Annotated in this window: 28 protein-coding genes and 2 pseudogenes; 21 read left to right on the top strand and 9 right to left on the bottom strand. The window is 42.7% G+C overall.

Translation table 11 applies throughout. The features are described 5' to 3' along the window. Window positions 1-3 precede the first annotated feature (3 nt). The gene (locus STRCR_RS11175; RefSeq protein ID WP_004229070.1) at window positions 4-513 is read left to right on the top strand and encodes a YiiX/YebB-like N1pC/P60 family cysteine hydrolase; all 510 of its coding nucleotides are present in this window, start codon (window positions 4-6) and stop codon (window positions 511-513) included. 83 nt (window positions 514-596) lie between these two features. Here STRCR_RS11175 and STRCR_RS11170 read toward each other — a convergent pair whose 3' ends face one another. Next, window positions 597-1,100 (bottom strand): TetR/AcrR family transcriptional regulator, encoded by a 504-nt coding sequence (locus tag STRCR_RS11170; RefSeq protein WP_100208009.1) that lies wholly within the window; start codon window positions 1,098-1,100, stop codon window positions 597-599. A gap of 135 nt (window positions 1,101-1,235) precedes the next feature. Between STRCR_RS11170 and STRCR_RS11165 the strand changes: the two genes are divergently transcribed. Then, the gene (locus STRCR_RS11165) at window positions 1,236-1,859 is read left to right on the top strand and encodes an NAD(P)H-dependent oxidoreductase (RefSeq protein WP_004227084.1); all 624 of its coding nucleotides are present in this window, start codon (window positions 1,236-1,238) and stop codon (window positions 1,857-1,859) included. A gap of 71 nt (window positions 1,860-1,930) precedes the next feature. Here STRCR_RS11165 and STRCR_RS11160 read toward each other — a convergent pair whose 3' ends face one another. Beyond that, complete coding sequence (locus tag STRCR_RS11160; protein WP_004228266.1) at window positions 1,931-2,281, bottom strand: nuclear transport factor 2 family protein; 351 nt, start codon at window positions 2,279-2,281, stop codon at window positions 1,931-1,933. Between the two features lie 90 nt (window positions 2,282-2,371). Between STRCR_RS11160 and STRCR_RS11155 the strand changes: the two genes are divergently transcribed. From STRCR_RS11155 to STRCR_RS11125, 7 genes are all read left to right on the top strand, one after another. Then, window positions 2,372-2,674 (top strand): ArsR/SmtB family transcription factor, encoded by a 303-nt coding sequence (locus STRCR_RS11155; protein ID WP_004227010.1) that lies wholly within the window; start codon window positions 2,372-2,374, stop codon window positions 2,672-2,674. A 504-nt stretch (window positions 2,675-3,178) separates the two neighbouring features. Next, window positions 3,179-3,898: an MBL fold metallo-hydrolase gene (locus STRCR_RS11150; protein WP_004230087.1), complete on the top strand. Its 720-nt coding sequence runs from the start codon at window positions 3,179-3,181 to the stop codon at window positions 3,896-3,898. Further along, window positions 3,880-4,485, top strand: a complete 606-nt coding sequence (locus STRCR_RS11145; protein ID WP_004228509.1) for a TetR/AcrR family transcriptional regulator — start codon at window positions 3,880-3,882, stop codon at window positions 4,483-4,485. The genes STRCR_RS11150 and STRCR_RS11145 overlap by 19 nt, the downstream gene beginning before the upstream one ends. Next, window positions 4,482-4,946 carry an isochorismatase family protein gene (locus STRCR_RS11140; RefSeq protein WP_004228073.1) on the top strand — a complete coding sequence of 155 codons (465 nt, stop codon included), beginning with the start codon at window positions 4,482-4,484 and terminating at the stop codon, window positions 4,944-4,946. Before STRCR_RS11145 ends, STRCR_RS11140 begins: the two co-directional genes overlap by 4 nt. Before the next feature lie 13 nt (window positions 4,947-4,959). Beyond that, window positions 4,960-5,286 (top strand): DUF2568 domain-containing protein, encoded by a 327-nt coding sequence (locus STRCR_RS11135; RefSeq protein ID WP_004229528.1) that lies wholly within the window; start codon window positions 4,960-4,962, stop codon window positions 5,284-5,286. A gap of 49 nt (window positions 5,287-5,335) precedes the next feature. Beyond that, on the top strand, window positions 5,336-5,833 hold the full coding sequence (locus STRCR_RS11130; RefSeq protein ID WP_003048867.1) for a YbhB/YbcL family Raf kinase inhibitor-like protein: 498 nt from the start codon (window positions 5,336-5,338) through the stop codon (window positions 5,831-5,833). Window positions 5,834-5,872: 39 nt separating this feature from the next. Next, window positions 5,873-6,529: a DUF1803 domain-containing protein gene (locus STRCR_RS11125; RefSeq protein WP_004226664.1), complete on the top strand. Its 657-nt coding sequence runs from the start codon at window positions 5,873-5,875 to the stop codon at window positions 6,527-6,529. Window positions 6,530-6,615: 86 nt separating this feature from the next. Here STRCR_RS11125 and STRCR_RS11120 read toward each other — a convergent pair whose 3' ends face one another. From STRCR_RS11120 to STRCR_RS11090, 7 genes and pseudogenes are all read right to left on the bottom strand, one after another. Beyond that, a complete protein-coding gene (locus STRCR_RS11120; RefSeq protein ID WP_004228259.1) occupies window positions 6,616-7,266 on the bottom strand; it encodes a metal-dependent transcriptional regulator in 651 nt (216 codons plus the stop codon). Between the two features lie 184 nt (window positions 7,267-7,450). Beyond that, window positions 7,451-8,109 (bottom strand): annotated as a pseudogene (locus tag STRCR_RS11115) (IS110 family transposase); the annotation flags it as partial. Between the two features lie 279 nt (window positions 8,110-8,388). Beyond that, window positions 8,389-9,390, bottom strand: a complete 1,002-nt coding sequence (locus STRCR_RS11110; RefSeq protein WP_040805088.1) for a FecCD family ABC transporter permease — start codon at window positions 9,388-9,390, stop codon at window positions 8,389-8,391. Further along, window positions 9,390-10,562 (bottom strand): FecCD family ABC transporter permease, encoded by a 1,173-nt coding sequence (locus tag STRCR_RS11105; protein ID WP_004227897.1) that lies wholly within the window; start codon window positions 10,560-10,562, stop codon window positions 9,390-9,392. Before STRCR_RS11105 ends, STRCR_RS11110 begins: the two co-directional genes overlap by 1 nt. Window positions 10,563-10,578: 16 nt before the next feature. Beyond that, window positions 10,579-11,508, bottom strand: coding sequence for an ABC transporter substrate-binding protein (locus tag STRCR_RS11100; RefSeq protein WP_004227148.1), 930 nt, complete (start codon window positions 11,506-11,508; stop codon window positions 10,579-10,581). A 22-nt stretch (window positions 11,509-11,530) separates the two neighbouring features. Next, complete coding sequence (locus STRCR_RS11095) at window positions 11,531-12,316, bottom strand: ABC transporter ATP-binding protein (RefSeq protein WP_004226067.1); 786 nt, start codon at window positions 12,314-12,316, stop codon at window positions 11,531-11,533. Window positions 12,317-12,585: 269 nt separating this feature from the next. Next, window positions 12,586-14,049 carry a UDP-N-acetylmuramoyl-L-alanyl-D-glutamate--L-lysine ligase gene (locus STRCR_RS11090; protein ID WP_004229923.1) on the bottom strand — a complete coding sequence of 488 codons (1,464 nt, stop codon included), beginning with the start codon at window positions 14,047-14,049 and terminating at the stop codon, window positions 12,586-12,588. A 93-nt stretch (window positions 14,050-14,142) separates the two neighbouring features. On the opposite strand from STRCR_RS11090, the gene STRCR_RS11085 reads away from it, so the two are divergent. The 12 genes and pseudogenes from STRCR_RS11085 to STRCR_RS11030 all read left to right on the top strand — a co-directional run bounded on the left by STRCR_RS11085 (window position 14,143) and on the right by STRCR_RS11030 (window position 26,180). Then, a complete protein-coding gene (locus STRCR_RS11085) occupies window positions 14,143-15,771 on the top strand; it encodes a putative polysaccharide biosynthesis protein (protein ID WP_040804710.1) in 1,629 nt (542 codons plus the stop codon). A gap of 819 nt (window positions 15,772-16,590) precedes the next feature. Beyond that, window positions 16,591-17,685 (top strand): cystathionine gamma-synthase, encoded by a 1,095-nt coding sequence (locus STRCR_RS11080; protein WP_004226520.1) that lies wholly within the window; start codon window positions 16,591-16,593, stop codon window positions 17,683-17,685. A 72-nt stretch (window positions 17,686-17,757) separates the two neighbouring features. Beyond that, the gene (locus STRCR_RS11075; protein WP_003048846.1) at window positions 17,758-18,912 is read left to right on the top strand and encodes a MalY/PatB family protein; all 1,155 of its coding nucleotides are present in this window, start codon (window positions 17,758-17,760) and stop codon (window positions 18,910-18,912) included. 124 nt (window positions 18,913-19,036) lie between these two features. Next, window positions 19,037-19,666, top strand: coding sequence for a uracil phosphoribosyltransferase (gene upp / locus STRCR_RS11070; RefSeq protein WP_003048829.1), 630 nt, complete (start codon window positions 19,037-19,039; stop codon window positions 19,664-19,666). A 174-nt stretch (window positions 19,667-19,840) separates the two neighbouring features. Then, the gene (locus tag STRCR_RS11065) at window positions 19,841-20,431 is read left to right on the top strand and encodes an ATP-dependent Clp protease proteolytic subunit (protein WP_004229416.1); all 591 of its coding nucleotides are present in this window, start codon (window positions 19,841-19,843) and stop codon (window positions 20,429-20,431) included. Between the two features lie 55 nt (window positions 20,432-20,486). Then, window positions 20,487-20,938: pseudogene (locus tag STRCR_RS11060) on the top strand (YlbF/YmcA family competence regulator). A gap of 2 nt (window positions 20,939-20,940) precedes the next feature. Then, complete coding sequence (locus STRCR_RS11055; RefSeq protein WP_003048851.1) at window positions 20,941-21,219, top strand: YlbG family protein; 279 nt, start codon at window positions 20,941-20,943, stop codon at window positions 21,217-21,219. 406 nt (window positions 21,220-21,625) lie between these two features. Then, complete coding sequence (locus STRCR_RS11050) at window positions 21,626-22,813, top strand: ABC transporter substrate-binding protein (protein WP_004228857.1); 1,188 nt, start codon at window positions 21,626-21,628, stop codon at window positions 22,811-22,813. Window positions 22,814-22,864: 51 nt separating this feature from the next. Beyond that, window positions 22,865-23,749, top strand: coding sequence for a branched-chain amino acid ABC transporter permease (locus STRCR_RS11045; protein ID WP_004229643.1), 885 nt, complete (start codon window positions 22,865-22,867; stop codon window positions 23,747-23,749). 3 nt (window positions 23,750-23,752) lie between these two features. Further along, complete coding sequence (locus STRCR_RS11040; RefSeq protein ID WP_004227852.1) at window positions 23,753-24,706, top strand: branched-chain amino acid ABC transporter permease; 954 nt, start codon at window positions 23,753-23,755, stop codon at window positions 24,704-24,706. Beyond that, on the top strand, window positions 24,706-25,470 hold the full coding sequence (locus STRCR_RS11035) for an ABC transporter ATP-binding protein (RefSeq protein WP_004226397.1): 765 nt from the start codon (window positions 24,706-24,708) through the stop codon (window positions 25,468-25,470). The genes STRCR_RS11040 and STRCR_RS11035 overlap by 1 nt, the downstream gene beginning before the upstream one ends. Next, the gene (locus STRCR_RS11030) at window positions 25,470-26,180 is read left to right on the top strand and encodes an ABC transporter ATP-binding protein (protein WP_004227455.1); all 711 of its coding nucleotides are present in this window, start codon (window positions 25,470-25,472) and stop codon (window positions 26,178-26,180) included. The genes STRCR_RS11035 and STRCR_RS11030 overlap by 1 nt, the downstream gene beginning before the upstream one ends. Window positions 26,181-26,358 lie beyond the last annotated feature (178 nt).

Raw genomic sequence — 26,358 nt, 5'->3', positions numbered from 1 at the left:
CTAATGAAGAAAGAGCAATTAAAAGAAGGAGACCTCCTGTTTACAGTAGGCGATTCAGAAATGGGACAGGCTATCACGACCGCCACAGGTGATTACAGTCATGTTGCTATCTATCTCGAAGGAAGTATTTATCACGCGACAGTAGACCAAGGGGTATCTAAACAGGACTTGACAAGCTTTTTAGAGGAAAATAAGATTGTAGATGTTTTTTGCTATCCAAAGATTAAACTTAAACAAGTTTTTGAAAAAGTTCATGCCTTGCTAGGAAATCCTTATAATATTAGCTTTTATCCTGACGGAACAGGTTTTTACTGCTCTCAGCTCATTGCACATCTTCTTCCGATTTTTGCAGAAATTCCAATGCAATTTGGAGATGGCCATCAAGAGGTGACAAATTTCTGGCAGGAATACTATGAGCAACTTGGTTTAGCTGTCCCTACAGGACGGCCTGGGACCAATCCTAGCCTTCTAGCCCAATCTCCTCAATTATGCTATCGGGGTCGATTAAAATAATGAGTTAAATCCTACTGTTTGAGCCCTCTATAATATCCAGAAAGGCCTTATGCATACGGTAAGTAAAATCTGTTAGGTCTTGGCTAGGTCCATGTTCGGTGGTCCACTTCATCAGTGACCGTACAATAGACGCATACAGTTGGGTCAAGAGCTCTAAGGGAAAGAGTATAGGACATCCCCTCCCTGAGCAAGAGCTCTTTGATATAGAGCTGGCAGAGCTGATCAAACCGATCTTCAAAACCCTGTTGATTTTCCAAGGGTGTTTTTAGCAGTGCCTTGAGGAGGTCTGTATGCTCTTGATAAAACTGGTAAATATCTTCTAGAAAATACTTTAGCCCTTTATTATCAAGGTTTTCTCCGTACTTGGCAGCGAATTTTTCCTGAAGCGGCTCTAAAGTCTTTGTAATCAGCTGTTCCAATAGGTCATACTTATCTAAATAGTGGCTGTAAAAAGTAGAGCGGCTGACTAAGGCTTTTCGACAAATGTCTTGAACAGTTAAGCTATAAAACCCTTTTTCCAGAATTAGAGCGACAAGGGCATACTCGATGTCCCTTTTAGTTTTGAGAATGCGGATGTCTTGCGTCATATAATTTTCCCCTGTTTGTTGCTTATCAAACATTTTTCGGACATAATGTATGATTTCCTACAGATTATAGGAAAGTATAGCTTGTCTGTCAACCCAAGCTAGAGTATACTAACCGTGTTGATAAGGAGAAATCATATGAATATTTTAGTGGTCAATGGACATCCGGATAAAGAAAGTTTTAGTCAGGCTATCTATGAAACAGTAGTGGCAAATCTAGATTTTGCCCAACATCAGGTGGAAACTTTAGAGCTTGGCCACCTGCACTTTGATCCTGTTTTACGCTATGGTTATCGCAAGCGCATGCCAGAGGATAAGTTCATCTTACAATCGCAGGAACTTATTCAGTGGGCCGATCATTTCATCTTTATTTATCCGATTTGGTGGAGCGGCATGCCTAGTTTAATGAAGGGCTGGATTGATCGTACCTTTACTCCGGGTGTTGCCTATTCATCTAATACTGAGGGGAATTTCATCTGGAACTACCTGCGTGGACGGCAATTTCGTAAACTTTTAAAAGGAAGAACGGCAGATATTATTGCAACCTCCATGGCCCCCAGCTGGTGGTATAAACTCTTTTCTGGCTGGATCAGTGTGCCAGATAGTTATGGCCTAGCAGCATTAAAAAGTGCTGTTCTCAATCATTGTGGTATTAAAACGCGCCGCTTAATGGTGCTGGGCAATATGGGGCGTGAAGCTTGTACAGAAGCAAAACGAAAAGCTTTTTTGAACAAAGTAGGTGTAGCTGTCAAAAAGCTGTAGGGAATATAAAAATTAAAAGCGTTTGAAATTCAGTGATTTCAGACGCTTTTAAAGTGGTTCTGGTTTTTGTATTAATGGTTGCCTATAACTTTGAGATGGGTAATCTGGCTGCTTACTACTTTTGCAATGTCTTTACCTGTCAAAGTAAAATAATCACCTGATTTTCTACGACAGACAACGCCCCAATTGGCCTGCAACCAGCCATCATCTTGTTCCTCAATATCCCATAAATGCTTAGTTGCTAGATTTCGACTGAAGAAAATTTTAAAGAAATTTTCAATTTCTGCACGTCCCCTATAGGTATGACCATCATTGGCCTCAATAACAGCGTCTTGGGTAAATAATGCGCAGAGTTCCTGAAGGCTGTTTTCATTTTGAACAGCCAGATCAGATAGTTCAAAGTAGCGGTTTAATATGTTCATGCAATAACCTCCTCTTTAATAATTCGATACAATTTGAACAATTGTATTATAGAGCTTTTTTTGATAGAATTCAAAGAAAGGAGTGATAAGGTGAAAAATTTATCCCATCCTGCAACAGCAGATATTAAACTAGAGCAAATTCTTTATGCTTTGAGTGAGCCCATTCGTTTAGCCATTTTTCGAGAATTATATAAATCTAACAAGGAAAGAAACTGCAGCTACTTCTCGGACTTGGGAAAGAAAAATAATTTGTCTCATCATTATAAAATGTTGAGAGAAAATGGATTAATCAGAGTTCGTATAGACGGACGACAGCGCTTTATTTCCCTAAGACTAGATGAATTGAATGAAAGATTTCCAGGACTGCTAGAGAGCATTTATGAAAGTCTATAAATGATATGAGGAGCTGGATTGATCGTATCTTTACTCCGCGTATTGCTTATTCTTCTAATACCAAGGGTAATTTCATCTGGAGTTATCTGTGTGATAAACAATTTCGTAAATTTCTAAAGAGGGGAAAAGGTAGATATTTTGTGACCTCCATGGCCCCCAGCTGGTGGTATAAACTCTTTTCTGGTTGGATTCGCATGCCAGATAGTTATGGAGTGGCAGCGCTAAAGAATACCGTTCTCAATCATTGAAGTATTAAAACGCGCCGAGTGATGGTGTTGGGTAATATGGGGCATGAGACTTGTACATTGGAAAAGCGCCAACACTTTTTAAAAGAGGTTGAAAAAAATATACAAAAATTATAGTTTTGAAATCATCATAAAAATCTGGAACAATCTTGTTTCAGATTTTTCTTGCTAAATATAGAGGAATAAGATATACTTTATCTCAATAACTAACCGCTGGTTAGTTGTTGAGAAATCAATAGTTCATAAGAAAGCAGAAACGATGATGAAACAGACTTTTTACCAAGTGGCAACAAAATATACGGCTAAAAAATATCATATCAGTCCTCATATTTTTAAAGTGACGTTTGACTTATTAATCTTTCCAGTTAGTATCTGGGTTGTAGAAAATCACGGTTCCTACTTTTTGATCGATACAGGCATGGGGAATATGGCATCTTATGCTGTGGAGACTTATTTAGGCAGAAAGCCATTGGCTGCGGCCTTTTTGACACATGGCCATTCGGATCATGTGGGAGGAATCGCCCAGCTCAAGGACTTATATCCAACCTTACCTCTGATGATAGACAGAAGAGAGCTACCTTACGTTTCGGGACAAAAGCCTTATCCAAGACGTAAAAAGGTGGAGTCAGTAGCTTTCAATACCGATTGGCTAGAAGATTTGGATAGTGAGAGAGCAAGCTCTCTCTTAGCAGATGCAGGGCTGGTACCGATTTTTACGCCTGGGCACTCACCGGGGCATACCTGTTACTATCATGCTGAAGATAAGGTTCTGATTGCGGGAGATCTGCTGACGACCAGCCGATTTGGTCACCTAAAGCCGCCAATGAAAGCTTTCACGGCAGATATGCCTCAAGCTCTGGCGACAGCTCATGATCTTTTGCAGACCGATTCACAAACCTTGATCAGTGTCTGTCACGGAGGAGAAGTTGCCAATGCCCTAGAAGAAATGGAGAAGAGTAGATGGTATCAGAAAAAATAAGTCAGACTAAGGAGAGTATCCTTTCCGCTGCCCAAAGCTTATTTCAAGAAAAAAACTATCAAACCGTGGGGGTACGAGAGATTGCTAAGCGTGCAGGTTGTTCACACACAGCCATTTACCTCTATTTTAAAAATAAGAGTGAGATTCTCTATGAGGTGGCGCATAAGCCCTTAGAAAAACTGTATCATACCTTACTTGCTCTGGAAGAGCAAGACTTGACACCCAGTGTAAAATTATTAGAAGGAAGTCATATCTTCATACAGTTTGGCTTTAATAACTATAATTCTTTCTCCCTGCTTTTTCTAGATGATGGTGAACGTGTGGATCAAGAGCAATTTACCTATCCCATTAGTGAGCTTCGGATGAAGAGTTTCCAACTTTTGAAAGAGACTGTTACTAGTCTACTGAGTCCTGATTTGACGCAGGAACAAGCTCTCAATGTTGTGCGCGGTATCTATCTTTTTCTCCAAGGCATGGTAACTAATTATGCAGATGGTCAGACCAGTTACGATGAACGCCTGCGCACTATCGTAACAGACTATTTAACCTACACAATTATCCAAAAAAGGAAGGAAGAATGTCAATGACTCATTCTTATTTATTGGTTATTGATATGCAAACGGATTATGTTGGAAAGGGAAAATATCGCTCCAATTCCCAATTATTGTCAGCGATTAATGGTAAAATAGGCAGCTATCCTGAAGGTCATGTGATTTATATTGTCAATCGTTTCTGGTGGGAGCTTAGTAGGAAGCCCAAGGTATTTGCTCAAGGTTTGTCGCTTGTGTCAGATCACGTATTTGAAAAACGCCGTGCATCTTGCCTAAGCAATACCGCCTTCTTGACTTTCTTAAAGGAAAGAGAGGTCAGAGAGCTGGAAATTGTCGGTGTCGATGGTAATGGCTGTATTAAAGCGTCCGCTCTAGCAGCAGATCGCTCTGGGTTCAAGGTAACTTTAGATTTAAAATGTATTGGGGTTGCCAATCAGACTAAATTCACAAAAACAAAAGAGAAATTGCTGGCGGCAGGAGTCTCTTTTAAATCTTGAAAAAGGAGGGAAGATGTCAAGTATCATTATTAGCCTTCATTTTTTGTTAGAAGTGGTAACTGTCATGGGGTTACTAGGCGGTCTTCTCACAGAAAAAACTTGGACAGTCAAACTTAGCTTTGCCTTTATAAGCTTACTAGTGGTGCTAGTCTGGAGTCGCTATGGGGCTCCCCAATCCCCACAAGTCCTCAAAGGATTTCGTAAACTTTTGTTAGAATCGTGTGTTTTTGTATTGGGGACGCTTGGTTTCTGGCAGCTCTATGGTGACAAAGCGGGGACACTCTATGCTATTGTCACACTAATTGATTTGGTGCTTTTATACATCTTGGCTTTGCGTTAAAAATGGTATAATTAACCTATTAGAATCTGGGTGTATCAAGGGGGCTGGAATGGAAAAATTGAAATTTACGTGTCCGACCATTTTAGATGGCGGTGAATTCCCGCTGGAACATACAGGGAAGGGTGACAATGTTTCACCGGAATTTTTATTAAAAAATCTTTCTCCGCAAGCCGAGACCCTAGCAGTTGTCCTAGAAGATTTAAACCATCCGCTTAAAAAAGAATTCACGCATTGGCTGATTTGGAATTTACCCGCTTTAAGCCGTATTCCTGCAAAGATCCCTCAAGGATTTGCAGTGGCAAATCTTCAAGGTGCCAGACAGGGAATCGCCTACGGCTGGCACTGCTACGCCGGACCAAAGCCACCTTTGGGTCAGACTCATGCCTATCGTTTTACCATCTATGCCTTAGATAAAACCTTGGAACTAGGGACATGGACCAGAAAACGCCAGTTATTAAAGGCTATGGAAGGGCATATTTTACAAAAGGGAGAACTGACTGCTAGTTTTGGCAGTCCGAAAAATCTTACGTTCTTCCCTGCTAGTTGAGCGATAATAATAAGACTTTATGAACCTAGGAGATTAACCGTGCTGATTGTTTTAAATCCTGATAAATTGACCCGTCAAACTTTTTTTCAAGCCTTGATAAACTACCTGTCACAGCATTCTGATGTTAGTCTGAGGCAAATCAAGCGGGATTTTGGAGAGACTGAGCACTTGGATAGAAAGCTCGAGGATTATATCCAAGCGGGTTATATTGAACGTCGGGAGCGCCGTTATTATTTGAGCCTGACCCCGCTTGAAAACATAGATCAGTTATCTTTAGGCGATAAGGTTATCCTTGATAGGGATAGTTCTGCCTACCAAGAGTTAAAATCTTTAGCATTCGAAACAAGGCTGACCAACACTACTAATGAAGCTGTTCTAGTCGAGTGGACAGACTTTGAACGAAATACATTAACCCTCTCCAATTATTTTCACAGACTGAGGACCAGCTCTCCTTTATCTCAGGAACAAAGAAAGCTTTATGCAACTTTAGGTGATGTCAATCCTGATTATGCTCTCAAATATATGACTAGCTTTCTCTTGAAATTTGCTAATAAGGATTTGGTCAAGCAAAGACGGCCAGATATTTTTGTCCAAAGTCTGAATCAACTAGGCTACATAGAAGAAGCAGAAGTGGGAACTTACAGTCTGAAATTAGACTTTGATAGAGAAAATCTGGTATTTAAGACTAACCAATGATAGACAAAAAATCCTTGCTCACAAATGGGCAGGGATTTTTCCGTTTAGGACACTCGCGAGAAAGAAAAAGTGAAAGAGAGGTCTAATTACTTTAATGCTCTCACATAAATTTCTTGAGCAATTATTTTGGGAATAACCAACTCTTCCCCGTTATAATGAATGGTAAAGGTCTGAGCATAGTTATCTATAGCCGTCAGTTCAATACTCTGGTTGATGTGGAGCCGGTGATCATCAAGATAATTTAAGAGCTGAAAGTTATCGCGGGCACGACCAATCAGATAAAAACCAGTCTTGTCAATCTGACTGAGTGGGATCCGATAGCGCTCCTCTAGAATTTCTCCTTTTTTGGGAATACTGCCACCATGAGGGCAATACTCAGGAAAACCGAGGTTTTCTTCTAAGCGGTCAATGAAAATTGTTGAGACCGTATGTTCTAAAACTTCAGCTTCTTGATGGATCTCGTCAGGCGTGTAGTGGAGATCTCTGACTAAAAACGATTCGATTAAGCGGTGTTTGCGGTAAAGGTCAGATACCAATAAGAGCCCCTTCTGGCTCAAACGATAACCTGAGACTTTGTCTTTAGTGATTAGCTTTTCGCTAATCATTTTTTTAACCATTTCTGAGACAGCCGGTGCAGACACCTGCATCTTTTCGGCAATTTCCTTGTTGGTCATCCTGTGATGAATTTGACCGAGTTCATAAATGCATTTTAAATAGTCTTCACGATTGGGTGTCATAGCTCTCTCACTTTCCTGCTAGTATTATAACAAAATAAAATTCTGGTTGACAAAAGAATCAGAAAAGGAAAACTAAAATTATCATTAATTGCTTCGAGCAGTCAGATGAAAGAACGAACTTTAGTGGTTACACTGCTTGTTTCGGTTGTCAGCCGAAGAATCTAACTTTATGGTAACAGCTCCAAAAGCCATGATGGTTAGAGAAATAACCACCCAAGGCTTCCAGAAGTTGTGGCACTTTCTTCTTCAAGGTGGGATAAACTGATTGATGGACAATGCGGGGTGATAGGCGTCTCGTCAATCAATAGTTGAAGGAGATGACGACCAGAAGCACCCATAATATCTTCGATATAGGTCGTTATCTTAATGCCGCCTGACTGAAGAATTTTATGAATACAATTGGTTTCACGATTGCGGCTTTCCACATAATGTTTTCGTTGTCTGGTCAACTCTCTCAATTCTTGGATGGTGTCATCGGGAACGAAACTCCGAGGAAGCAGACCAATCCGTGTTAATTTGGCAATCCAGTGAGCATCTTTCTTATCGGTTTTCTGACTCGGAATGGCCTTCATGTGGGCTGGTTGAGCGAGTATCAACTCGAAATCATCACATAGAGCATGCCAGACAGGTCGCCAATAAACACCTGTGCTTTCCAGACCAACAGCTTCCACATGAAACTGTCTAAGAAAATCGTGGCAAGCACGTAGGCCTTTCGTTGTTTGTATCAAAAGTTGCCATCTCACGCTTTGGACGAGTTGAGGTAAGTGACCCATGTAAAATACAAACGACAATATTGGCTTGATGGACATCAATACCTGCACAAGATTGATAGAGAACATCCATGACAATTCCCTCCGTTTTAAAATGAGAGAGCTTATCTACCGAATTTTAGTCGTATTTTTATACTCATGCCTATCGCATATTTTGGGGTGCTCGTCAGTAGAGTGGAGTGGATCAGTTTTGCCCTCGATTACTAGAATCATTAACTCGTCAACCACAAAGCCCTCACTAAGATTATACACCTAGTGAGGGCTTTGTGTCCGTTTTCATTATTCTGTGGGTGAGGGTGGAGCCATCATGGATGTCTTGCCCAGTCTCTTTTAGGCTATTAAATCGCTAATTTTAGTCAGTTGTTTTTAGCATCAGGTAAAGGAAATAGGGAGCTCCGATGATAGAGACAATAATTCCCGTCGGAATGCCTGTTCCAACTAAGAGAAGGCGTCCGATAGTATCAGCTGTTATGAGAAGTATCATTCCCACTATGAGCGAAGCAGGTAGGATGGTTTGATGTTGCCCTCCCAGCAGCCGGCGAACAATGTGCCCAGCCAACAGCCCTATAAAGGTGATATTACCAACTAGGACGACGCTTAAAGAGGCTAGGGCTGTTGCCAGACCTAGGATGATTAAACGTTCCCGTTGGAGATTAAGGCCAAGGGCCAGAGCAGTCTGTTCATTTAGAGCCATGATATTAAGGAATTTACTGCGACTAAAGGTCAAAAGCCAGACAATCAGTAAAAAGGGAGTAAAGAAACCAAGAATCGTCCAATCATTACCTGTAATCTTACCACTGAGCCAGGAGATGATACTGGTCATTTTATTGTCATCAGTTAGGCTGAGAATAGCGACCATAATACCAGAGAGCATGCTGGAGATCCCTACACCTGTGATAATCAGGCGAGTAGGATTGATACTGTGGTTTTTTTGCCAAGACATCAAGTAAACCAGCAGGATAGCCCCGGCTCCCCCCAGCATAGCAAAAAAGGGAAGAAAACTGTTTGTTTCTAAGTCACTGTCCGCTGAGAGACTGATCATGATAGTCATGACGAGCCCAGCTCCGGCATTAATCCCTAAAATTCCTGAGTCAGCTAGGGCATTCCTAGTCAGCGTTTGTAAAAGAATCCCAGCTAAAGCTAGGGAGCCTCCGCCAAGAAGACAGGCTAAAATTCGAGGAAGACGAATGCTAGTGATAATAAAGTTTTCTGCCGAATTCCCTTGCCCTAGTATTAGTTGCCAAAGATTTGTCAGAGAGGAATAACTGTAGCCAACTGAGAGCGATAGGTAAATGACTAAGGCTAGGAGGCTTAATAAGATGAGAAAGATCTTGAAGGAGGCTTTTCTTACCATCATAGGTCACTCCCCTTTCTAATCAGCCAGAGGAAGCAGGGCAGCCCAGCGATACTGACAAGGGCGCTGATAGGAACTTCCATAGGTGGATTAAGAGTCCGACTGAGCAGGTCTACATAAATCATAAAGGTAGCCCCAGCAAGGGCAGTAAAAGGCAGCAGGTAACGATAGTCCCGTACAATAAAGACACGGATAAAATGCGGGATAATCAGACCAATAAAGGCAATGCTGCCAACCAAGGCGACGGCACCTGCGGATAGGAGGATGACAATTCCCAGTAAAACAAAACTGACAGTATTGGTCTTTTGCCCCAGAGATTTAGACACGGTTTCATTAAGACTTAGAATGGTCAGTTGATGGGCAAACAGCAGGGTTAAGAGGAAACCAAAAATCATTAAAGGGCTGACGATAGCCAGCATTTTCCAGTTGATCTGAGAAAAACCTCCAGCCTGCCAACCGATAACACTGGTTTCGAGATTGAAGTAGAGAGTGATGGCTTGGCCTAGGGCGGAGCAGAGGGTAGCCACCATTGCCCCAGATAAGATTAGACGGATAGGGTGGTAACCCTTCCTTGGACGATAAGAAAGGCCTAGAACCAGAAGGGCTGCCAGAAGCGAGCCCAGCAGGCATAGCAGCAGAATCAGACTATAGTGGAGACTTCCCCAAAAGGCATAGCCTATAATTAGAGCAAGTCCAGCACCAGCATTAATCCCCAGAAGCCCTGGGTCTGCAATCGGATTTCGAGTGACTCCCTGCATAATAGCCCCAGCTTGAGCCATAGCAGCACCAACTAAGATGGTGGCAAAGAGCCTCGGCAGGCGTAGATCAAAGATGATGTCTTGGCTAGCTGAATTTTGTAAGGGAGCTTTTATAACATGCAAGAGTTGATCGTTGCTGTAATTGATAGCGCCAAATCTTAAGGAAAGGTAGCAGGCTAGAATAAATAGGACAAGGATGGTGAAAAAAACGGGTCTAAGCAAAAAATGCTGCCAATCCCGTTTTTTATGAGCTGTCACAGTGATTGGTTGCTTATGCTTATTCCCTGTTAGACAAGGGGAAAACACCAGTCTAGCAAACTGTGCGAGACTAACCAGAGGATCCCGAGATTTTGGGTTGCCGCTCCCCTTTTTAGCCCCGCTTTTTTGGTTAAGAAGGGAGCTTTTCTTCTTCATAAGGCAGGCGTCCAATCTAATTGGCTTTTTTCACAGCTTCAACAAAGGCGGGCAACTGCTTATCCAGTGACATTGGATCAGAGAAGTAGAAGAGAGCTTCATCAACTTCTAGGATATGATTGTTTTGGACAGCAGGAATATTTTGCCAGACATCACTCTCCTTGAGGGAAGCTGCTGAATTTTTGGTTGCCTTGCTGACATTGAGGAGAGCATAGTCGCCAATGTAATCGCCAAGAACTTCTTGAGAGACACCGAAATAGCCGGTTTTAAAGACATCATCCCTTACTTTTTGGGGTGCCGAGAATCCAAGAGTATCGTAAATGAGCTCGCCACCACGCCCCCAATTTTTGCCATAGAGGTAGATATCCTTATCATAGAAGTCCATAACGGTAAAGGTAGTATTTTTAGAGAGAACAGCATTAAGTTCCTCCTTGGCCTTGGTCGTTTTTACTTTCCAATTTTTAAGCCAAGCCTTAGCTTTATCTTCTTTATCAAAGACCTTACCAAAATCAGTTAGCATCTGCAGATAATCGTGTTTGCCGTATTCAATAACCAAAACAGGAGCAATTTCTTTTAATTGCTTGATGTTTTTGTCGGTTGAAAAGACAATAATCAGATCTGGCTTTTGTGCAGCAATAGCTTCAGTATCTTCGGAAGTCAGCTTCTTAACATTTTTTAGTTTATCACCAAAGGCGGGACTGTCTTTCTCATTATCGAGCGAGTAACTGGAAACATCGATCCCGAGTTCTAAGAGATAACCAGTGTAAGAGTAGGCAAAGTTGACCACCTTTTTTGGATTTTTGGGCACCTTGCCATAATAGGTGAAACCTTCGATCTTTGGCATGGAAGACAGAGAGTCTTTTTCAGAATCTTTTTGCTTGTTGCCGCAAGCCACAAGCAAAAGAGTAGCCAATAAGGCTACAAATATTGTCATTATTTTTTTCATACGATTTCTCCTTGAAATCAATCTATGTAATCAGCTGGTAAGTCAGCAGTATGGGACGGTGGGTAATAGGGTCTTCAGTGAGGTGGGCCTCAATTTTGAAGATTTCCCTTAAAATATCAGGAGTCATCATCTCTTGGACAGAGCCCTGATAAAGGATTCTGCCGTCTTTCATAGCGACCAGTCTATCAGAAAAACGGGCAGATAAGTTGAGGTCGTGCAGGACCATAACAATAGTTTTACCAGCTCTTTGATTGAGCTTTTGAAGTAATTCTAAAACCTCTAATTGATGATTCATGTCAAGATAGGTTGTTGGTTCATCTAGAAAAATAGTATCGGTATCTTGAGCCAAAGCCATAGCAATCCAAACTCGTTGGCGTTGACCGCCAGACAGGCTATCTACATCTAGGTTGGCAAAATCAGTAACCTTGGTGACTTCCATAGCCCAGTGAATGGTATTGCGATCCTCTTGAGTCAGACTGCCCAGATATTTCTGATGGGGAAAACGTCCATAAGAAATAAAGTCATAGACAGAAATCCCTTTGGTTGCTTCCATTACTTGAGGAAGCAGGGCCAACTTTTTAGCGACTTCCTTGGTTGGTAGGTTAGAGATGGCCTGACCATCCAGATATATCTGTCCTTTTTTGACAGCTTGTATCCGTGTCAAAGCCTTGAGTAGGGTGGACTTTCCGCAGCCGTTAGCCCCAATAATAGTCGTAATTTTTCCTTCTGGAATTTGCAGTGATAAGTTCTCGATGATGGTCAGGTCATCGTAGGCCACTTGAATCTGATCTGCACGAATATTGGTCATTGTAAGCCTCCTTTCTATGTAATATTCAGGTCTGGGCAAAGAAAATTATCTTTTGAAGCTTAGACTTTCCTTGCCGATAGAATTTTAAAAAGCTGTCTCCCAAGTCAGTTTTTCTGAATTTTGACAGGATCAGATCTTCAAAACTCCTTCCACATTATAGCATAGGAATTTTAAATTTAGAACTGTTTTCTGAAAAAATTGAATAAAGTAAAAGCCAAGTCCCCCAAGGGATTTGGCTGTTTGGAATGGTTCTTATTTGTCGCTCTAAATTAGAATTTTAATGAGCGATTCAGATACTTTTTAGCAATGACGATATCACCGTCGTAGCTAGCTCGTCTGCCATCAACGATTTGGAAAGCATCCGCCCCCTTACCAGCAATAATAACGGCATCGCTGGATTTTTGGGTTTTTAGCAGAGCCTTTTTAATCGCCTCTTCTCGATCAACGATGATGTCAACTGGGCGGCTGATATGGCTGGCGATCTCCTGACAAATAACGTGAGGATCTTCTTTGTTGGGATCATCGGCTGTTAGGATGACTTCCAAATCAGGATTCTGATTGATGACTCGACCGAAATCTGCCCGCCGGCTTTCGCCCTTATTGCCGGGAGCCCCAAGGATGAGAATGTTTTTACCTGTCTGGTGTTGGGTGACCACCGACAAGAGTTTTTGTAGGCTGTCACCGTTGTGCGCATAGTCAACAAAAACCTTAGCTCCATTAGTTTGGGTAAGAACTTCCATTCGCCCCGGCACACTGGTCTCAGCGATTCCTTTTTGGATATCGGCTAAACTCGCTCCCAACCGTAAACTCGCTAAACCGGCAGCCAGAGCATTTTCCTGATTGAAATCACCGATCAGCTGGATATCGTAATGTCCAGCCAGCTTACCAGTCAGATCAAAATCAAAAGCTTGCCCATTTTTAATCTGATTGGCGGAGCCTTGACCATAAAAATCATGAGGTAAATTAGCCACTTGCTCGCGAACGATGGCAAAATGATTCATGCCACTATTAACAACGACTGCTCGGCTATTGTCCATAAGCAAGCGCTTGTGATAAAAGTAATCCTCAAAGGTCGGATGCTCAATCGGACCGATATGATCAGGACTGATATTGAGGAAGACCCCAACATCAAACGTTAAACCATAAACGCGCTTGACCAGAAAGGCTTGACTGGACACTTCCATAATCAGATGGGTCCGCCCATTTTTAAGGGCTAGAGCCATCATTTGAAAGAGATCGAGACTTTCGGGCGTGGTCAGCTGCGATTTAAAGAAAGTCTCGCCATCCAAGGTGGTATTCATGGTTGAAAGCATGGCAGGTTTGTGGCTCTGTTTGAGAATATTGTAGGCAAAGTAGGCTGCTGTAGTCTTGCCCTTGGTCCCTGTAAAAGCCAGAATTTTCAGCTTCTTCTGGGGATTACCATGGAAGGCCATGGCAATCAGACTCATGGCCTGCTTAATATCATTGACAAGGATAGCTGGGATTCCTACCTCGTAGTCTTTTTCAGCAACATAAAAGGTCAAACCATCATCAACAGCTGCTTCTAGGAATTCCCTTTTAAAAGCAGCACCCTTGGCAAAAAAGAGGGTCGAAGAGCTAACCTTGCGGCTATCGTAGCTGAGTTGATCAAAAGTAACCTCTTTCCAAGTATAGGCAAAACCACCTTTGTAGCTGATATCTCGAAAATTTTTATCTTGCTTGAGAATGTCAAGCACCTGTGTCATCTTTATCATGATTACTATTTTAGACGGAAAGTTCCCGTTTTACAAGTCACAGGCAAAAGTTTATAATAGTAGGGCTAATTTAATAAAGTGAAGAAAGAAGATATGGCAGAAAAACAGTTAACACAGAATGAGAAGATGGCCCGAGGGACCTTCTGGGCAACAACCGGAAATACGCTAAGTCGTCTCATGGGAGCCCTCTACATCATCCCTTGGTATGCCTGGATGGGAGAATATGGCAATCAGGCCAATGCCCTCTATGGGATGGGGTATAATATTTATGCTTATTTCCTGCTTTTATCTACCACAGGAATTAATGTGGCTGTCGCCAAACAGATTGCCAAGTACAATGCCATGGGTAAGGAAGACCATTCTATCCATCTGATTAAGAGTTTTCTCAAACTCATGGGGGCGGTTGGTCTAGTCTTTGCCATTATTATGTATCTGGCCTCCCCCCTCTTTGCTGTGCTCTCAGGGACAGGTCCAGAATTGGAGCCGGTCATCCATAGTCTCTCCCTAGCTGTCTTAGTATTTCCAGCTATGAGTGTTATCCGAGGGATTTTTCAGGGCTACAATGATTTTAAGCCTTATGCCATGAGTCAGATTTTTGAACAATTAATCCGAGTTATCTGGATGCTTCTGACGGCCTACTTCATCATGCAGTTAGGTTCTGGCGATTACGTTAAGGCAGTCAGTCAGTCAACTCTAGCCGCCTTCATTGGGATGATTGCCAGTATGGCAGTTCTCATCTTTTACCTCAATAAGGCTGGCCTGATTAAGAAAATTTTTGCCAAGCAAAGGGAGAAAATCAAGATTGATACCTTAGGTCTGCTGAAGGAGACCTTCAAGGAAGCCATTCCCTTTATCATCACAGGATCTGCCATCCAGACCTTGCAGTTGATTGACCAAGGAACCTTCAACAACGTCCTTGCTCTCTTCACCAACTATAGCCGAACAGAGCGTAATGTCCTCTTTAGCTACATGTCGGCCAATCCAAGCAAGATTAATATGATTTTAATTTCAGTCGCCACCTCTATCGGAGGTGTGGGCATTCCTGTCATTACCGAATCCTTCACTAAAAAAAATTGGGGGGAACTGCGTAAAGTTGTGGTCAATAACCTGCAGATGCTCTGGCTCTTTATTCTACCGGCAGTTGTTGGTTCGGTTATCTTAGCCAAGCCGATTTATGTCGTCTTTTACGGCCTGCCGACTAAAACAGCCCATTACCTCTTTGTCTTTGTTATGGCCGAGACTGTTCTGCTGGCCCTCTATTCCCTTATGGCTCCTATGCTTCAGGCCCTCTTTCAAAATCGCAAGGCTATCCAGTATTTCCTCTGGGGAATTTTGGTTAAGGTGCTTTTCCAAATACCGATGATGTATGTCTTTGGCCCTTACGGCCCCCTAGTGGCAACAGCTCTGGCTCTTTGGATTCCTATCGTTTTGATGTATTTCAAGATACAAGAAGTGACCGGTTTTGACCATGCAGAAATTAGGCAGGATGCGCGAACCATTCTCTGGATGAGCTTAATCATGGGCGTGGTTGTCGGCCTTGGTTACTTCGGCCTCAGTCAGGTCTACCCTGTCGTCGGACGAGTCTCCAGCCTCGTTCACGTAGCCATCTTAGGGGCTCTTGGCGTCTGTATCTACGGCTACTTTGCTCTCCGTACCCGTCAGATTGACGGTCTCCTTGGGCGCCGTGCAGCCGCCCTACGGCAGAAATTCCATATTAGATAGTAGCTACTAGAAGACTTTGTCAGCAGTTAATACGCGAGCATCGGAATTTTTAATAATAGTTAGAAACTGTCAATGCTGTTAAAGCAATGGCAGTTTTATTATGTGACTTTTAGTCAGTCTCGCGTCTGTTGGTAAAGACTAAAAGAGTCTGGGCAAAACTCGTCCAGTATTCCTGTTTTGGAATAACCCCTTGACGTAATGGTTGGGAGCGACAAAGTCCTGCCTCCTATTAACTCGTTTAGATAGAGCTATTTAACGCAGTGGTTGGGAGTAAGAGAAGTGGGACAGAAGTCGATTTTTTATATAAATTGACTTCGTTGTCCCACCTCCGCACAGTTGATTAGGATGGCCGCTAACACTTGCGAAGCAAGGGTTTAGGACCTCCAATCAACCACTACGTCAAACTGTTATTACTGCAAAAATAGAAGGCTGGAATACTTTTCTCCAGCCTCTTGCCCCCGCACAGTTCATTAGGTACTTTAGCACCAATGAACCACTGCTGATGGGAATTCCCTATCTTGGGGCGCCGTCCCATTTTTAGGCGCCCCTTAAACAAGTCCACTGGACTGTTTAACTACCACGCAAGAGATAGGTCAAACAGTCTGGGAGACTGTTGAGAAAACTAAGATCAACTGTGCGGGGATGGGAGTAAAACGGTCTGGGGAGAGACCATTTCAGGTCACCACCTTAAAACTAGGATGTGGTGAGGGCCTTATAAATTTTTCTTATACCTGTTTATCACTAATAAATATGGAGTTAGTGCCCACTACAGTCATAAATCGTGTTACAATAAAAAGCAAATGTTTAGGAGGCGATTTGATGACACACGATTATAAATTAGCAACCCTTTTGGCCCACGCTGGTATCAATTCTGACAAGGAAACGGGAGCTTTGGCAGCCCCCCTGCATTTTTCAACCACCTACCAGCATCCAGAATTTGGTCAGTCAACAGGATTTGACTATACTAGGACTAAAAACCCAACGAGGGTGACGCTGGAAAAGACTCTGGCAGCCATTGAAAAGGCGGATTATGCTATCGCAACCAGCTCTGGGATGAGTGCTGTCGTTCTGGCCTTAGAAATCTTCCCAGTTGGCTCTAAAGTAGTGGCAGCTCGGGATCTCTATGGGGGGTCTTTTCGCTGGTTTAATGATCAAGAAAAGCAAGGCCGGTTTTCCTTCACCTATGCTAATTCTCAAGCAGAAATGCTGGCAGCTATCTCTGACGAGACAGATATCGTCTATATTGAAACGCCTACTAATCCGCTCATGATTGAGTTCGATATTAAAACAGTAGCTGAACTGGCCCACCAAAAGGGGGCAGCGGTTATCGTGGATAACACCTTCTACAGTCCGATTTACCAAAATCCAATTGAGCTGGGGGCAGATATCGTGATTCACTCAGCCACTAAGTATCTGGCTGGTCACAATGATGTCCTAGCAGGAGTGGTCATCACCAGTAATCAAGATTATTACGACAAGCTCTTCTATAATCTCAATACAACTGGTCCCAACCTGTCGCCCTTTGATAGCTATATGCTCATGCGTGGGCTCAAAACGCTCAAGCTCAGGATGGCAGCTTCCACTAAGAACGCTCAAGCTGTTGCTGAATATTTACAGCAGTCATCGGCAGTTAAGGAAGTTCTTTATACTGGCAAGGGTGGTATGATTTCCTTCAAGGTTAAAAATCAAGCTAAGATTCCAGAGATTATCAATAGTCTGCACGTTTTTACCTTTGCGGAAAGTTTAGGAGGGGTGGAAAGCCTCATTACCTATCCAACGACCCAGACCCATGCTGATATTCCTGCAGATGTCCGAGCTTCCTATGGCTTGACTGATGACCTCCTGCGTCTTTCCATAGGTATTGAAGACAGTCAGGATTTGATTGCAGATCTTAAACAAGCTCTGGAAGCTTGAAGATTAACAGGATGGCCGTTGGCAAACCAAACTAGCCACTAGGATACACGATTAGCTCTTGAGGAGAAGACAATGACACAATACGATTTTACGACCTTACCCAATCGTCTCAACAACCATTCCATGAAGTGGAAAGAAGTGGAGGCCAATCGCTCCCTCCTGCCACTCTGGGTGGCTGATATGGATTTTTTAGCCTTTCCTGAAATGAAAGCGGCCGTTCAGGCTTATGCTGACCGTGGGGTCTATGGTTACCCTTATTTTTCAGATCAGGTTCTGGAGTCCATTCAGAATTGGGAAAGAGAGCAGCATGGCTATAGATTTGATAAAGAGGCCCTAGTCCTGATTGAAGGAGTCGTTCCAGCGATTTCAGTAGCTATTCAGACCTTCACTAAAGAAGGAGATGCGGTCTTGATTAATACCCCAGTCTATCCGCCCTTTGCCCGTTCGGTCAAGCTCAACAACCGACAGTTGATTGAAAATTCCTTGGTTGAAAGGCAGGGCCATTTTGAGATTGATTTCGATCAGTTGGAAAAAGATGTGGTAGAAAATCAGGTTAAGCTCTATGTCTTCTGCAGTCCCCATAATCCGGGCGGTAGAGTCTGGAGTCCGGAAGAGCTTATCAGAGTAGCTGAACTCTGCCGCAAACACGGTGTCATTCTGGTCTCTGATGAGATTCACCAAGATCTAGCCCTCTTTGGACACAAGCATCATTCCATCAATACGCTGGGCGACTTTCAGGATTTCACCGTGGTCCTCTCCAGTGCCACCAAGACTTTCAATATTGCAGGGACTAAAAATAGTTTTGCCATCATTGAAAATTCTGCCTTGAGGGCAGCCTTTAAAAAGCGCCAGCTGGGCAATAATCAGCACGAAGTCCCAACAATCGGCTTAGTGACAACTGAAACGGCCTTTCGTTATGGGAAACCTTGGCTGACTGAACTCAAAAAAGTTTTGGAAGACAATATTAATTTAGTCTTTGAGACCTTGACGCAAAAGACCAACATTAAGGTCATGAAGCCAGAGGGGACCTATCTAGTTTGGTTGGATTTTTCAGACTATCACCTGTCTGATGAAGAACTTCATCGCAAAATCAAAGAAGAAGCCAAGCTGATTCTTAATGTCGGTTCGACCTTTGGTAAGGAGGGTACAGGCCATGCCAGATTAAATGTAGCCACTCCTAAAACTACTCTGCAGGAGGCCTTAAATCGTTTAGTCCAAGTCTTCTAAAACGATCACTCTTTGTCTGTAACAGCTGCTGGAATTTCTGAATTTTCCTGCTAAATACTAGATGTTTTGATATAATAAAGAAAACAACTAGAAAGGTGGAAAGCTTCTAGGAAGCTGACACATTATGGGAAAATTTCAAGTTATTTCACACCCACTGATTCAACACAAATTATCAATTTTACGTCGTGAGGATACCTCAACTAAGGTTTTCCGTGAATTGGTTAATGAAATTGCTATGCTGATGGGTTATGAGGTCTCTCGGGATCTGCCGCTGGAAGATATTGACATTCAAACCCCCATCACCAAGACGACTCAAAAGCAATTAGCCGGTAAGAAATTGGCCATTGTCCCCATCTTGCGGGCTGGAATTGGAATGGTTGATGGTTTGGTCAGCTTGGTTCCGGCAGCCAAAGTCGGTCATATCGGGATGTATCGCGATGAGGAAACCCTTCAGCCAGTTGAATATCTCGTTAAATTACCAGAAGATATTGATCAAAGACAAATTTTCTTGGTTGACCCAATGTTGGCAACCGGAGGTTCGGCAATTTTGGCGGTAGACTCCTTAAAGAAACGCGGTGCAGCCAATATCAAATTTGTCTGCTTGGTAGCTGCTCCCGAAGGAGTTAAGGCTCTCCAAGAAGCCCATCCAGATATTGATATCTACACCGCAGCATTGGACGAAAAGCTTAATGACAATGGCTATATCATTCCAGGTCTCGGTGATGCGGGCGACCGTCTCTTTGGTACAAAGTAGTGAAAATGAGAAGCAGTCCTTTGGGGTGTTTCTCTTTTTACGCCCATAAGTTTTTTATTTGACCTATTTTGACCAAACAGCTATAATAGTGACACGATGATAAGACGGTGGGAAGCCTCTCTTGTACAGCTAACTTGTCTTATCGAAATTTAAGTTAAGAAACGGAGAACTTTTATGATTCCAGTAGTTATTGAACAAACCAGCCGTGGGGAACGTTCCTACGATATTTATTCCCGTCTTTTAAAAGACCGTATTGTCATGCTGACGGGGCCTGTCGAAGATAATATGGCTAATTCTATTATTGCACAGTTGCTTTTCTTGGATGCCCAAGATAGCACTAAGGATATCTACCTCTATGTCAATTCACCGGGTGGTTCTGTCTCAGCCGGTCTGGCAATTGTTGATACGATGAATTTCATCAAGTCAGACGTCCAAACCATTGTCATGGGGATGGCTGCTTCCATGGGAACCATTATCGCCTCTAGCGGTGCCAAGGGCAAACGTTTCATGCTGCCAAATGCAGAATATCTCATTCACCAACCAATGGGCGGTACTGGTGCTGGTACACAGCAAACGGATATGGCTATTGCGGCAGAGCAGTTACTGAAAACACGGAATAATTTAGAGCAAATCCTAGCTAATAATTCTGGCAAAACGGTTAAGCAAATCCATAAAGATGCTGAACGTGACTACTGGATGTCGGCTAAGGAAACCCTTGCTTACGGCTTCATCGATGAAATTATGGAAAATAATGAATTAAAATAAAATGGAAAAACTGGCAGTTGATCTGACCAGTTTTTTAATGTGCTATAATAGAAACATGTTAGAAATCAATGAGGAGTACTGGCGATCGATGATGCCGTGGACCATCTTGCCAAACTTGTTTTAGCCAGTCCACAGGCTAAAAATTATCAACTAGCTAAGACTAAGGTCTTAGCTGACCAAGACCTGCAAATTCAATTAGCTCGCTTTCGAGACTTACAGGAGAGTTACGAAGAGCAAAAAGAATTTGCCAAGTATCGGCCAGAAGTGGATGGCCTTCGCCGACAGGTCTTGCAGCTCAAGCGCCAGATAGATTTGACTCAGACCATGCAGGATTTCCGAGCAGCAGAAGTAGCTCTGCAAGAGGTCTTGGCTGGCATTACTGAGCAGTTAGCCCAGACAATTTCACCTGATATTTTTGTTGATACAGGCCTTCCCCTCGCCCCTCACCATCGTCAGCATGGTCATGGGCGAGGTCAGAATATTCGTGAGAAAGGAAAAGTACAATAGCCATGTTTGAAAAACAAGAGCGACTAGGGATTATTGTTTATCTCTATTATAATCGAGATGCCCGTAAATTAAACCGTTATGGCGATATGATTTATCATTCACGGCGTTTTCGCTACGTTCACCTCTATCTGGATGCTGATAAGTTGGAGGAAACCTTAGAAACCCTAAAGAAATTAAAGTTTGTCAAGCGCGTGCGGCTATCACATTTTGATGAGATTGATCGTAATTTGGTTGGTAGTCTTTATCGTGAGGAAAATAAGCCAGAGTTGGAGACGGACTAGTCTTAAACGCTTTATAGCTTCAAAAGGACCAATCCCTCTAAGGCTAAATGTCATCAATTTTTATGCGAGGCAGAGTGTTAGACTTGGCCTCTTTTTGCTGAAATTTTCTAATTAAAAGGCGGGAATTACAAAAGGAACGAGCTAAGGGCCTTCTAAATTTCCCTTATTAGCAGCTTTTAGAGAGGCAAAAGCAAATGCTCTTGACAATTATCAGATAATTCTGTATTCTATGAAGTAGATTTTCGAGACCAGACTGAACTAATTTTCAGCGATCTCTTGTATCTTATACTAATTGAGCATGACTTGAGTTACAGGAAAGCCCCTTGACTTCCAAAACGCAGTTTGGTCACTGGGGCTTGTCTTGTACTTTTAGTCTCTGCATCTTATTTTTAAGGAGAATAATCTGATGTATAAAAAGATTATCGCAACTGGTATGCTTCTGCTGGCTGCTGTAACATTAGTAGCTTGTGGTAAGTCCCCTGATGTTACCAGCAACGCTGCTGGGACAAAAATCGGCGACACCATTAAAATTGGTGTAGATATGGAATTAACTGGACCTGTATCTGCCTATGGCTCAGCCGAAAATCAGGGAATTAAGCTGGCTGTCAAAGAAATTAACAAGGCCGGTGGCGTAGATGGCAAAAAGCTAGAATTGGTGACCAAGGACAATAAGTCTGACAATGCTGAAGCTTCTACATCAGCAACAAACTTAGCTGTTCAAAGCCAAGTTAATGCCATTGTTGGTCCGGCTACATCTGGAGCGGTTTCGGCAGCTTCGCTGAATGCTCAAAAAACAGGAGTTCCTCTCCTTTCCCCTAGCGGAACGCAGGATGATTTAACTATTGATAATCTCAATGGAAAAACACAAACCAAGCAGTTTGTTTTCCGTACGACTTTTAGAGATAGCTTTCAGGGGCAAGTATTAGCCCAGTATGCATCGGAAAACCTGCAGGCGAAAAAGGTTGTGCTTTTCTATGATAACTCCAGTGATTACGCTAAAGGAATCGCTGATGAGTTCAAGAAAACCTACAAGGGGGAAATTGTTTCCACTAAGACTTTTGCGGCGAAAGATACAGACTTCCAGTCAGCTCTGACAAGTATCAGGGACCTCGATTATGATGCTATTGTTATGCCGGGTTACTATACTGAAACGGGACTGATCACCAAACAGGCGCGTGATATGGGCATCAGTGCACCAATCCTTGGTCCCGATGGTTTCAGCGATAAGACTTTTGTGAGCTTGGCAGGTAAGAAGAATACGACGAACGTTTATTACGTGTCGGGCTACTCTACTAAGATTGCCTTATCTGGGAAAGCCAATGACTTTATTAGCGGCTTCAAAGAAGAGTACGGTTCAGAACCAAATATGTTCTCTGCTCTTGCCTACGACTCGGTCTATATGATTGCAGCGGCAGCAAAAGGGGCAGACAATTCCATCGAATTAGCTTCTAATCTAGCAGCTTTGAAGAATTTTGAAGGAGTTACTGGCAAGATGACTATTGATAAATACCATAATCCGATTAAATCAGCTGTTATGGTGAAATTGGACAATGGTACAGAAAGTTCTGCTGAAGCTGTAACGGTTAAAAAATAGTCGTACTTGTACAACTGCATTAATGGATAAAACTAGAAAGTTTGGTATTTTATGTTACTTGAACAACTCCCACAACAACTAGTTAATGGTATTATTCTGGGAAGTATCTATGCCCTGCTGGCCCTAGGTTATACCATGGTTTACGGGATTATTAAATTGATTAACTTTGCTCATGGAGATATCTTCATGATGGGGGCTTTTATCGGTTACTATGCCATCAATGGACTCCACATGAATTTCTGGCTGGCCCTCATCTTTACTATGGTATTGACGGCATTGCTGGGAATGTTGATTGAATTCTTAGCCTACCGTCCTCTGCGTAATTCCACGCGAATTTCAGCCTTGATTACGGCCATCGGGGTATCTTTCCTATTGGAATATACGATGGTTTACTTTGTTGGTTCTAATCCTCGTTCATTCCCTGAGTCTATTCAACAGCACAATTACGATTTAGGACCAGTAACAGTCACCAATATTCAGCTCCTAATCTTGATTGTAGCCATTGTTTTGATGGTAGCTCTCCAAGTCATTGTTAAGAAGACAAAGATGGGAAAAGCTATGCGGGCTGTGTCAGTGGACAGTGATGCTGCTCAGCTGATGGGAATTAATGTGAATTCAACCATCAGCTTTACCTTCGCACTGGGTTCAGCTTTAGCTGGTGCAGCAGGTGTACTGATTGGTTTGTACTATAATTCTATTGATCCTTTGATGGGGATGATTCCTGGGATCAAAGCCTTCGTCGCTGCTGTTTTGGGCGGTATCGGTATCATTCCGGGTGCTGCCTTGGGTGGTTTTGTTATCGGAATTTTGGAAACTTTGGCAAATACGGTCAACCTATCAACCTACCGCGATGCGATTGTCTATATTGTACTGATTATTATCCTTTTAGTTCGTCCAGCTGGTATTCTCGGTAAAAATGTGAAAGAGAAGGTGTAAGACATGAAACAGAATTTAAAATTAAATCTTATCTGGCTTGCGCTGATTGCTCTCATCTACGCTGTTCTGCAAATTTTAGCCAGCAGTGGTATTTTGAACCTCTATTATATCCAAATCCTAATGGGGATTGGAATCAGTATTTTGATGGGCTTGGGCACTAATCTAGTCTTAGGATTTTCAGGCCAATTAACCTTAGGACAGGCCGGGTTCATGGCTATTGGTGCTTATTCTTCAGCTATCATTACAACCTACTATCCTACCTATGCTGCCTTCTACTGGTCTATCCTAGTGGGAGCTGTTATTGCAGCTGTAGTCGCTATTGTTTTCGGTTTGCCTACCCTACGCTTAAAGGGGGACTATCTGGCCATTGCTACCTTAGGTATGGCGGAAATCATCCGTATCTTAATCATTAACGGCGGAACTTTGACAAATGGAGCTGCTGGACTAACAGGAATTTTGCCTTATACAACTTGGCAAGTCATCTTTCTCTTTGTAGCAGTCATTACCATTCTTGTATTAAACCTTCTGCGCTCATCAATGGGACGTCAGATTATCACCTTGCGTGAAGATGAGATCGCAGCAGAGGCTATGGGTGTTAATGTTACCAACAGAAAAGTGCTAATCTTTGCAATCGGTGCGGTCATCTCAGCTATTGCTGGATCCCTCTATGTCAGCTATATCGGTACCATCGTCCCCAAAGATTTCCAATTGATGAAATCAATTGATTATCTCATCGTGGCCGTTCTCGGCGGTCTGGGTTCTATCACAGGTACCATCATTGCAGGGATTGTTTTGGGAATCTTGAACATGTTCCTACAAAATGTATCGGAGCTGCGGATGATTATCTACTCTATTGCTCTTATTTTAGTAATGATTTTCCGTCCGAGCGGTCTCTTAGGAACTAAGGAATTCACGCTGTCGCGTTTCTTTAAAAAGAATAAGGAGGGCAACCACTGATGGCACTTCTTGATGTAAAAAATTTAACAAAAAATTTCGGCGGCCTGACTGCAGTTGGTGATGTCTCCCTCGAACTTAATGAAGGAGAATTAGTTGGTCTCATCGGTCCTAACGGTGCAGGTAAAACGACTCTCTTTAACCTTTTGACTGGTGTTTATGTTCCTAGTGAGGGGACTGTAACGCTGGATGGTACCCTTATCAATGGTAAGGCCCCGCATAAAATTGCCTCATTAGGACTGTCACGAACCTTCCAAAATATCCGTCTCTTTAAGGATATGACTGTTTTGGAAAATGTTTTGATTGGACTTGCCAATCGTCACAACGCTCATATTTTGGCAGCCATTTTACGTCTGCCTAAGTATTACCAAAGTGAGAAAGAACTCAAGCAAAAAGCAATGGATTTGCTAGCCATCTTTGATTTGGCTAATGATGCTGATACCCTGGCTAAAAATCTTCCTTATGGACAGCAGCGCCGTTTGGAAATTGTGCGGGCTCTGGCTACAGAACCTAAAATTCTCTTTTTAGATGAACCTGCTGCCGGTATGAATCCGCAGGAAACAGCAGAGTTAACAGCCTTAATTCGCAAGATTAAGGAAGAATTTGGAATTACTATCATTCTAATTGAACACGATATGAGTTTAGTTATGGATGTAACTGAACGTATCTACGTGTTGGAATATGGCTGTCTTATCGCTCATGGCACACCGGATGAAATCAAGGCCAACAAACGCGTTATTGAAGCCTATCTTGGAGGTGAAGCTTAGTGTCTATGTTAAAAATTGAAAACCTCTCAGTCAGTTACGGTGCCATTGAAGCTGTAAAAGATGTCAGCTTTGAAGTCAACGAGGGGGAAGTAGTATCCCTCATCGGTGCTAATGGTGCAGGCAAAACGTCTATTCTTCGAACGATTTCAGGTCTTGTTCGTCCTAGCCAAGGAAGGATTTCTTATCTGGGCAATGAGATTCAAAAGGTAGCTGCGCGTAAGATCGTAGCAGACGGGTTAGCTCAGGTTCCCGAAGGCCGTCATGTTTTTCCGGGACTGACCGTTTTAGAAAACCTAGAAATGGGAGCTTTCCTCAAGAATAATAAGGATGAAAATCAGGCTAATCTAAAGAAAATCTTCGATCGCTTTCCGCGTTTGGAAGAACGTAAAAATCAGGATGCAGCCACCCTTTCCGGTGGTGAACAGCAGATGTTGGCCATGGGGCGCGCACTTATGAGCCAGCCCAAGCTCTTGTTATTAGATGAACCCTCTATGGGACTGGCCCCAATCTTTATCCAAGAAATCTTTGATATCATTCAGGATATTCAAAAGCAAGGAACAACGGTTCTTCTGATTGAGCAGAATGCCAATAAGGCGCTCTCCATCGCTGATCGCGGTTATGTCCTTGAAACTGGGAAAATTGTTCTTTCCGGCACAGGTCAGGAATTGCTGGCTTCTGATGAAGTCCGCAAGGCCTACTTGGGTGGTTAGGGAATCGCCTAGATATAGTAAAAATGGCTAGAAATATTTTCTAGTCACTTTTTGTATCACCAAGTCTGTACTAACTTGAATAATTGCCAAAATAAGCTATAATGAAAATTAAGTCAGCTTTAAAGGCAGGTCAATCCGCTTTGAATAAGGCTTGCTTGATTGCTCAGATGAGATCTTG

The organism is Streptococcus criceti HS-6, from assembly GCF_000187975.2.
GTDB classification, from domain to species: domain Bacteria; phylum Bacillota; class Bacilli; order Lactobacillales; family Streptococcaceae; genus Streptococcus; species Streptococcus criceti.
The sequence above is the reverse complement of the archived record's forward strand: the minus strand, read 5'-3'. Positions and strand labels throughout refer to the sequence as shown.

Coding starts and splice junctions, on each gene's coding strand:
- STRCR_RS11175 (WP_004229070.1), top strand. CDS start 4: ATGAAGAAAGAGCAATTAAAAGAAGGAGACCTCCTGTTTACAGTAGGC.
- STRCR_RS11170 (WP_100208009.1), bottom strand. CDS start 1,100: ATGACGCAAGACATCCGCATTCTCAAAACTAAAAGGGACATCGAGTAT.
- STRCR_RS11165 (WP_004227084.1), top strand. CDS start 1,236: ATGAATATTTTAGTGGTCAATGGACATCCGGATAAAGAAAGTTTTAGT.
- STRCR_RS11160 (WP_004228266.1), bottom strand. CDS start 2,281: ATGAACATATTAAACCGCTACTTTGAACTATCTGATCTGGCTGTTCAA.
- STRCR_RS11150 (WP_004230087.1), top strand. CDS start 3,179: ATGATGAAACAGACTTTTTACCAAGTGGCAACAAAATATACGGCTAAA.
- STRCR_RS11145 (WP_004228509.1), top strand. CDS start 3,880: ATGGTATCAGAAAAAATAAGTCAGACTAAGGAGAGTATCCTTTCCGCT.
- STRCR_RS11140 (WP_004228073.1), top strand. CDS start 4,482: ATGACTCATTCTTATTTATTGGTTATTGATATGCAAACGGATTATGTT.
- STRCR_RS11135 (WP_004229528.1), top strand. CDS start 4,960: ATGTCAAGTATCATTATTAGCCTTCATTTTTTGTTAGAAGTGGTAACT.
- STRCR_RS11130 (WP_003048867.1), top strand. CDS start 5,336: ATGGAAAAATTGAAATTTACGTGTCCGACCATTTTAGATGGCGGTGAA.
- STRCR_RS11120 (WP_004228259.1), bottom strand. CDS start 7,266: ATGACACCCAATCGTGAAGACTATTTAAAATGCATTTATGAACTCGGT.
- STRCR_RS11110 (WP_040805088.1), bottom strand. CDS start 9,390: ATGGTAAGAAAAGCCTCCTTCAAGATCTTTCTCATCTTATTAAGCCTC.
- STRCR_RS11105 (WP_004227897.1), bottom strand. CDS start 10,562: ATGAAGAAGAAAAGCTCCCTTCTTAACCAAAAAAGCGGGGCTAAAAAG.
- STRCR_RS11100 (WP_004227148.1), bottom strand. CDS start 11,508: ATGAAAAAAATAATGACAATATTTGTAGCCTTATTGGCTACTCTTTTG.
- STRCR_RS11095 (WP_004226067.1), bottom strand. CDS start 12,316: ATGACCAATATTCGTGCAGATCAGATTCAAGTGGCCTACGATGACCTG.
- STRCR_RS11090 (WP_004229923.1), bottom strand. CDS start 14,049: ATGATAAAGATGACACAGGTGCTTGACATTCTCAAGCAAGATAAAAAT.
- STRCR_RS11085 (WP_040804710.1), top strand. CDS start 14,143: ATGGCAGAAAAACAGTTAACACAGAATGAGAAGATGGCCCGAGGGACC.
- STRCR_RS11080 (WP_004226520.1), top strand. CDS start 16,591: ATGACACACGATTATAAATTAGCAACCCTTTTGGCCCACGCTGGTATC.
- STRCR_RS11075 (WP_003048846.1), top strand. CDS start 17,758: ATGACACAATACGATTTTACGACCTTACCCAATCGTCTCAACAACCAT.
- upp (WP_003048829.1), top strand. CDS start 19,037: ATGGGAAAATTTCAAGTTATTTCACACCCACTGATTCAACACAAATTA.
- STRCR_RS11065 (WP_004229416.1), top strand. CDS start 19,841: ATGATTCCAGTAGTTATTGAACAAACCAGCCGTGGGGAACGTTCCTAC.
- STRCR_RS11055 (WP_003048851.1), top strand. CDS start 20,941: ATGTTTGAAAAACAAGAGCGACTAGGGATTATTGTTTATCTCTATTAT.
- STRCR_RS11050 (WP_004228857.1), top strand. CDS start 21,626: ATGTATAAAAAGATTATCGCAACTGGTATGCTTCTGCTGGCTGCTGTA.
- STRCR_RS11045 (WP_004229643.1), top strand. CDS start 22,865: ATGTTACTTGAACAACTCCCACAACAACTAGTTAATGGTATTATTCTG.
- STRCR_RS11040 (WP_004227852.1), top strand. CDS start 23,753: ATGAAACAGAATTTAAAATTAAATCTTATCTGGCTTGCGCTGATTGCT.
- STRCR_RS11035 (WP_004226397.1), top strand. CDS start 24,706: ATGGCACTTCTTGATGTAAAAAATTTAACAAAAAATTTCGGCGGCCTG.